Below are 6,383 nucleotides of genomic sequence, written 5' to 3' on the forward strand. Positions count from 1 at the left end.
GTCATTTCAAGCTAAGTCATTTCAAACTAAAGCGTTAGCCTACGCTTTAGTTTAAGTAAACCCATTAAAAAGGTCTGCATTGCAGACCTTTTTTGTATCTATGAATCGCGTTTAACGCGCGCCAGGTTCGGCAAAGTGGGTCATCCACTTCTTCACTTCGTTATACCAGTAGACTGAGTTATTAGGCTTCATAATCCAGTGATTTTCATCGGGGAAATAAATCATCCGCGATTCAACATGTCGACTTTGCAGGGTGTGAAACAGCTCGAAACCTTGGGTCGCCGGCACTAAGTAATCGAGTTGACCATGACTGACTAAGGTTGGAGTGTTGAAGTTAGCCGCAAAGTAATGGGGCGAAATGGCTTTATACAGTTCTGGATTATCCCAATAGTTGCCAAATCGGGTGCTATGTACGGCAAAGTCCGATGCCATTTGTGCATACATGTCGTAAACCGCAGCATGGATCAATAGCGCTTTAAAGGGATGCGGCTGACCTAAAATAATCGAGGTCAGGTAACCACCATAACTTGCACCACCCGCCACCATGCGATCACTGTCTATCCAGCTTTGTTGTTTAAACCAGTCTGCCGCTTTGAGCACATCCTCGAGGGGTTTTGTCTTCCAATCGGGATTAATGGAATCGGCAAATTCCTGACCAAAGCCGCTCGAACCGTGGAAGTTTGGCCACGCTGTGACATAACCCCAAGAGGCAAAGGTTTGCGCGTTCCAACGGTAATGGAAACCGTCGGTAATGGCATTGTGTGGCCCGCCGTGGACGAGCATAAACAGTGGGTATTTTTTGCTGCGATCAAACCCTGCGGGATAGTGAACCCACATTTGAATATCTTTACCTTGATAGCCTTTGTAGGTCACTGATTCATAGGTACCTAGGTCGACATCTTTGAGAATATCGTCGTTAAAGTTTTCTAGGCGTTCAATCTTACCATTGCGAGGATTGATGCTGACCAAGCGAGCGGGATACAAAAAGCTCTGATTGGTGGCAATCAGTTCGCCGTCTTTGCCTATGGCGGGTTGGCTAAAATCGGTTGCCTCTGTGATCGCTTTTACTTTGCCGTTCTTGGCATCGATAGAGTAAATGCGGTTTGTGGCGGCGTCCTCCACTGTGGCATAAAAGCCCTTATTGTCGGGTGTCCAACTGAATTGAGAGACTGAACGGTCCCAGTCAGCAGTGAGTGTTGTGAGTTTACGGCTGTCGATATCCAGCAGCATCAGTCTTGAGGTATCGGAGTAGAAACCGGGGATTTTTTGGCGGGTAAAGGCGAGCGTTTTACCATTAGGGCTAAAGCTAGGATTCAGATCTGGCGCTTGATTATCTGCGGTGAGATTTTCGGCCTTGTTATCTCCAATCGTGGCGAGAAATATATCAATTTTAGGATCGACTTTATTCTCTGAGCCGTAGGCATTGAAGGCAATCCAGCGTTCATTGGGGGAAACATCATAGCTTGCACTGCTTTGGTCTGAGCGTGGTAATTCATGGCCCACAGGCTGGGTGATGTTTTCGACATTACCGCCTTTGGCCGGAATTCTAAATACGTGGGCTTGGCGACGTTCATCTAACCAGTGATCAAATTGGGAATAGGGCAAGGCGTTCCATTGATGGGCGGAAACCTTATTGTCTGTATCTGTGGCGAGCTGGGTTTTCATTTCTTCCCAGCTTTGATTAGGGAAGATATTGCTGATGAAATACAGATGCTTGCCAACCCACTTAATGCTGTTAACGCCAGTGGGAATATCGGTTAAGCGCTGCGCTTCACCCGGACCGTCCATCGGCAGCAGGTAAATTTGGCTCGCCTCGTCTTCATTGCGCTGACTCACAAATGCCAAGGTTTTGCCGTCGGGGGAAAACACGGGCTCGCTCACCCTTAAACTTTTGGCTGTGATCGCTCGGTTATGCTTGCCATCGAAACGCCACAGCTGGGTCGAGCCTTTATCAGCTTTGAGATCGTACTCTGTGACTGGCGCTATGATGTGTTCGCCCGTTGGGGATACAATCGGGCTACCGATACGCTTGAGTTGCCAAAGTAATTCCGCTGAGAGTGGTTTGCCCTGTTCTGCAAATGCCGAGCTAAAGGGCATCAGTAAACAGAGTAATAAAATGCCTGTCTTCTTCACTATGAGTCTCCTTGTGATACAAACAGTTACTAGGATTATGATGTTGCGTATTTTTGCTAAGTGGCAAGTTAGCATGAAAACCCGCCATGCCTGAATAAGCTGTTATGTAAGCAACTGTGAATCTTTGTTGGGTATCTCAGCTCAAAGGAGGTTGATATCGGCGCTAAAAAATCAGGCTGACGGCAATACAAAAGCGCTCATTCCGTAGTTAAAAGAGTCGTTTGCGTTAGGGGATTTGTCGATTGATGCTTTTAACGCTAATGTATTGATCTGTTTCGGATAGGTGCTAGAGATATGCCGCTTAAAATCGACCGTTTGAACCTTATGCTGGGTCTTGCCATTGTACTGAGCGTGTTTTCGTCCTTCTCAGTCATGGCCGCTAAGGTCAGTTTCAAGGAATTTTGTCCACAATTGGTGGGGCAATGGGCGGGTGATGCTGCCAAGGCGGGGGAAATTCCGAAAAAAGTGGCCGTTACGGGCTTTTGCTCCCACGATCAGCGCCAGTTGATTTTATCTGTGAGTATCGGCACGAAGGCGCCCTTTAGCGAAACTTGGTGGTTTAGGGAGCAGGGCGATCAAGTATTACTGACCTATTACGACGGTGTGGCGGAAGATAAACAGCAAGTCTTTAGTTTATATCGACAAAATGGGGATTATTCCCTGCTAGGGGAAGGGGTTGTCAATGCGAGACCCGCGTTGATCCAGTTACTCTTTGATGCTCAGGCTCAGGCTCAGGTTCAAACTCAAACTCAAACTCAGGCTCAAAATCAAGCGGGGGGATGGCAATGGACGCAGAATATCCAATATCTCGATGATGATATCGACCGCTATCAGCTGTTTCGTGGGATAGAGATGACGCCTGTCGCACCATCTCATTAAGCCGACTCATTTATACCCGAACGGGCAGTTTTGATTATGTAGTACAACCTTGGCTGGATACCCATGCAATTCATTTTGGGATAGAAGAACGTTAAATATAGAAGGGCGATCCATGGTATTTGCTCGACGACACGCAGCGAGTCCATCCGTGGATGCTCGACCGCCCCATCCATGGGGCGGACGGTCGTCTCGCTAATCACCATGGCTCTCCTGTTTAACATCGGTGTAGCCTGTTTATTTTAAAAAAGATATGTGACTCGTTTTTGGACAAAAGCGTGCCACCTATTTTGCTAATTTAGCTTACGGCGAATTATCAGAAGTATGGCAAAACCTCCAGTCCAGTGACCATTATTTGTTAACCACTACACCTCCTTACATTAACGCTCCATACTTGCATACGAACGGAAAGCTCCAGCTCTTGCGTTAGAACCCGCGTTATGTAGACCTAAAGCTTGGCAAACCTGCCTGTAGTACTGAGGGTCAATAGCTGCCCCAAAGTTCCATGACACCTCGCCATCGTGCATAGTCAAGTCGCCTGTTAGTGTCGGATATTTAGTCCACAGCTTATTAGCCCGAATCCATGCTGACAATTGTCCACTAGTTGAGAACCCTTGGCTACGTGCAGCTACAATCAGGGCATTGAGTTCAGAATCACGAACTTCACGTGCTTTACGAAGAGCCTCTTGCTGAATACGCTCCTCAGCTTCACGAGCACGTTTCTCTGCTTTAGCTGCTTCATAGATCTTAATATTCTCTGCTACTTGTTTAATGAACTCGGCGTTACCTTCGCGAATATCTTGAGGGATGTCGGATAGCTTGATCCACATCTGCTTAACGGCCTCGCCTTTACGAGTAGTTTCTGTAGTAAGCCAGAAGCATAGGTCTTCTTGAGGTGTAGCTGATTTCAGTGTGGATTCAAACTTCTTAGCCTGTTTGATGTGAAAGAACACTTCTTTAGAACCCATGATTGCATGGTGAATGAATTTACATTCCGAGAAGATGAAACCGAAGCCACGATCGTCTTTGTAGTTTTTGATCTTACCGAATTTAAGTTGTTGCATAATAACTACCCTTTCTATTGACGGGCCCCGCTAGTAAGGTTCTGGACAAAAACGCGTTAGATTTTTACTCTAATCAGTTAGTTTCGGATTAAGATTTCTATGGATTATAGTGGCACACTAATTTTGGCCACCTAAATAGAGGTGATATTATTACCTCGTAGATGACTTTAGGTGAACACATGAGATCGACAACCAGAAAAACATTTAGTGCTGAATTCAAACTTGAAGCAGCCCAATTAGTCCTCGATAAAAACCATAACATCATCGAAGCTGCAAAGGCGATGAACGTAGGTAAGTCCACTATGGATAAATAGGTGAGACAGTTAAAACTAGAACGCCAGGGTGGCATACCAAAAGCATCTCCGATTACTACTGAACAAATTGAAATCCGTGAGCTGAAGAAGCAAATAGCTCGTCTTGAGGAGCACAATCTTATCCTAAAAAAGGCTACCGCTCTCTTGATGTCAGACTCGATGAACAATTTACGCTAATCAGCGCACTCAAGCAGAGCCACTCTTCACTGGTATTAATGATGGAATCAAAATCGAGTTCGAAGTTAGCGACAACATAATGGGCTAAGCTTTCACCTAGTCGGTCGGAAAGATCATCCAATAATTTTTCTTGTGGAGTCTTGTCATCATTTTCTATCACTTTGTTAACGGCATATGTTGCATCCGCTAACAGTGCATTGATATACGCTTCTCTAATATCTGTCATCTTATAATCCCTTATCTAAAATCAAGTATTTAATTTTTAAAACGTTATTCTTCCACTACTATATTATTATTAATAATTAATAGCTTACTACCTGAACCTTGATTACAGGTGTTAGAATAAAAATAGGGTCCTTTAAAGCCATTAAAATTGATCCAATGTGCCAACCAACCACCGTAAAAACGATAATATGAATATTTAAAAATAGGTTGTCCTGTGTCCACATCTTTCATAACCACCAGCTCTTCTTTGATTTTTACAGGTGATAGCTTTACTTCCGTTATACTGGATGTAGATCTAATCTTTCTACCTTCAAGCTCATCCGTTAACACCTCTAGTCTTGGAGATAAATAACACAGGTAACCAAACTGAATTCCCCCTAAGACCTCATCACCAATCAGTATCATGTAACAGGTGAACAGCACCCCGATGAAGCTCAGTAATTTCGTCATGCCGGGTTGAATATAGTGAGTACACCATTTGGAAAAAAATAAAATAATCGGCAAAATCAAAACTAATAAAAAAAACATAATCTTATGGCCTCTAATTATTCAACGTCGTGATCAACGCTCTCTAATACTCTCTTGTCTGTACCTCAATAACGGTGCAATAAAAAACTCGATAATACGTCGCTTGCCCGTTTGCACTTCGGCGGTTACCGCCATTCCAGGTATCAGTTTTATCTCTTTACCTTCAACCATGATGGTGCTTTGTTTCATATTTAGGCGCATGCGATAAATAAGTCCGCGTTTTTCATCTACAGTGGCATTGCTAGGTTTAAGCCGAGAAGCCGCTTCACGTTTTTCATTTTACTTGCTATCCCTATTACTTCATTGGCTGCGAGTGCCAAATTACTTGAGGTTGGTGCAAGTGACACTCATATCGATTCGCTTGCCTTTTTAGTAGGCGGAGTCACTTCTTTCATCATGGCTTTAACTGCAATTCACTTTTTCCTGAAGTGGCTTAATCGCTTTGGTATGTGGCCGTATGTGATATATAGAATAATTTTGGCTGCATTGATTTATTTCATTTTTTTAACTTAAGGTAACGTTATGACACTTGCTATATTGGCCATATTAGGTGGCTTTGTTTTATTAGTTTGGAGCGCAGATCGCTTTGTTGAAGGAGCTGCGGTAACCGCTAAGCATGCAGGAATGCCCTCACTACTTATTGGTATGGTAATCGTCGGTTTTGGTACGTCTGCACCAGAAATGGTTGTACCCTGAATTCCGATTAATAGTTTATTGCCATCTTAACTTAGTTACTTTTGGGTATCACTAAAATGAATGTACAAACTGATGACTAGATATGATTTGTTGTGCATGGCGAAAGATAGGACTGGCATATCCTTTTTAGATTATCACACTCTTTCAGATTAGCTTTTCTATGGACAAAGCTTTACTCATCCTATTTACCTTTTGAACTGCGAAACACGTTTTGGGGCAAAAAGCTTTTAGCCGGATGAGCAGTTCAATAGTCGTTAAGATTGGCATTGTTGCAACTGTGACCGTTGGCGGCATGGATGCCGACGTCGAGCCCTCATGAATGAGTTTATGGCGTGTCACAGGGGAAACAATGACAATTCACTCAGTACAA

Annotated in this window: 6 protein-coding genes and 3 pseudogenes; 4 read left to right on the forward strand and 5 right to left on the reverse strand. The window is 44.0% G+C overall.

From position 1 onward, the window contains the following. Positions 1–111 precede the first annotated feature (111 nt). Complete coding sequence (locus tag Q4Q57_RS11785) at positions 112–2,133, reverse strand: S9 family peptidase (RefSeq protein ID WP_311890932.1); 2,022 nt, start codon at positions 2,131–2,133, stop codon at positions 112–114. A 294-nt stretch (positions 2,134–2,427) separates the two neighbouring features. Between Q4Q57_RS11785 and Q4Q57_RS11790 the strand changes: the two genes are divergently transcribed. Further along, positions 2,428–3,012 carry a hypothetical protein gene (locus Q4Q57_RS11790; protein ID WP_311890933.1) on the forward strand — a complete coding sequence of 195 codons (585 nt, stop codon included), beginning with the start codon at positions 2,428–2,430 and terminating at the stop codon, positions 3,010–3,012. Between the two features lie 377 nt (positions 3,013–3,389). Here Q4Q57_RS11790 and Q4Q57_RS11795 read toward each other — a convergent pair whose 3' ends face one another. Continuing rightward, positions 3,390–4,073 (reverse strand): cold-shock protein, encoded by a 684-nt coding sequence (locus Q4Q57_RS11795; protein WP_063883635.1) that lies wholly within the window; start codon positions 4,071–4,073, stop codon positions 3,390–3,392. Between the two features lie 179 nt (positions 4,074–4,252). Here Q4Q57_RS11795 and Q4Q57_RS11800 point away from each other — a divergent pair. Next, positions 4,253–4,602: pseudogene (locus tag Q4Q57_RS11800) on the forward strand (transposase); the annotation flags it as partial. Here the strand turns inward: Q4Q57_RS11800 and Q4Q57_RS11805 are convergent. The 3 genes from Q4Q57_RS11805 to Q4Q57_RS11815 are packed head-to-tail and all read right to left on the reverse strand — an operon-like array spanning position 4,521 to position 5,506. Then, a complete protein-coding gene (locus Q4Q57_RS11805) occupies positions 4,521–4,790 on the reverse strand; it encodes a hypothetical protein (protein WP_259483562.1) in 270 nt (89 codons plus the stop codon). The pseudogene Q4Q57_RS11800 and the gene Q4Q57_RS11805 sit on opposite strands and share 82 nt — an antisense overlap. 44 nt (positions 4,791–4,834) lie before the next feature. Beyond that, the gene (locus Q4Q57_RS11810) at positions 4,835–5,317 is read right to left on the reverse strand and encodes a hypothetical protein (RefSeq protein WP_259483502.1); all 483 of its coding nucleotides are present in this window, start codon (positions 5,315–5,317) and stop codon (positions 4,835–4,837) included. Between the two features lie 33 nt (positions 5,318–5,350). After that, positions 5,351–5,506 (reverse strand): hypothetical protein, encoded by a 156-nt coding sequence (locus tag Q4Q57_RS11815; protein ID WP_311890934.1) that lies wholly within the window; start codon positions 5,504–5,506, stop codon positions 5,351–5,353. Positions 5,507–5,558: 52 nt separating this feature from the next. Here Q4Q57_RS11815 and Q4Q57_RS11820 point away from each other — a divergent pair. Then, positions 5,559–5,830, forward strand: a pseudogene (locus Q4Q57_RS11820) (undecaprenyl-diphosphate phosphatase); the annotation flags it as partial. 9 nt (positions 5,831–5,839) lie between these two features. Then, positions 5,840–6,007: pseudogene (locus Q4Q57_RS11825) on the forward strand (calcium/sodium antiporter); the annotation flags it as partial. Positions 6,008–6,383: the final 376 nt, after the last annotated feature.

The organism is Shewanella sp. SP2S2-6, assembly GCF_031931965.1.
Taxonomy (GTDB): domain Bacteria; phylum Pseudomonadota; class Gammaproteobacteria; order Enterobacterales; family Shewanellaceae; genus Shewanella; species Shewanella baltica.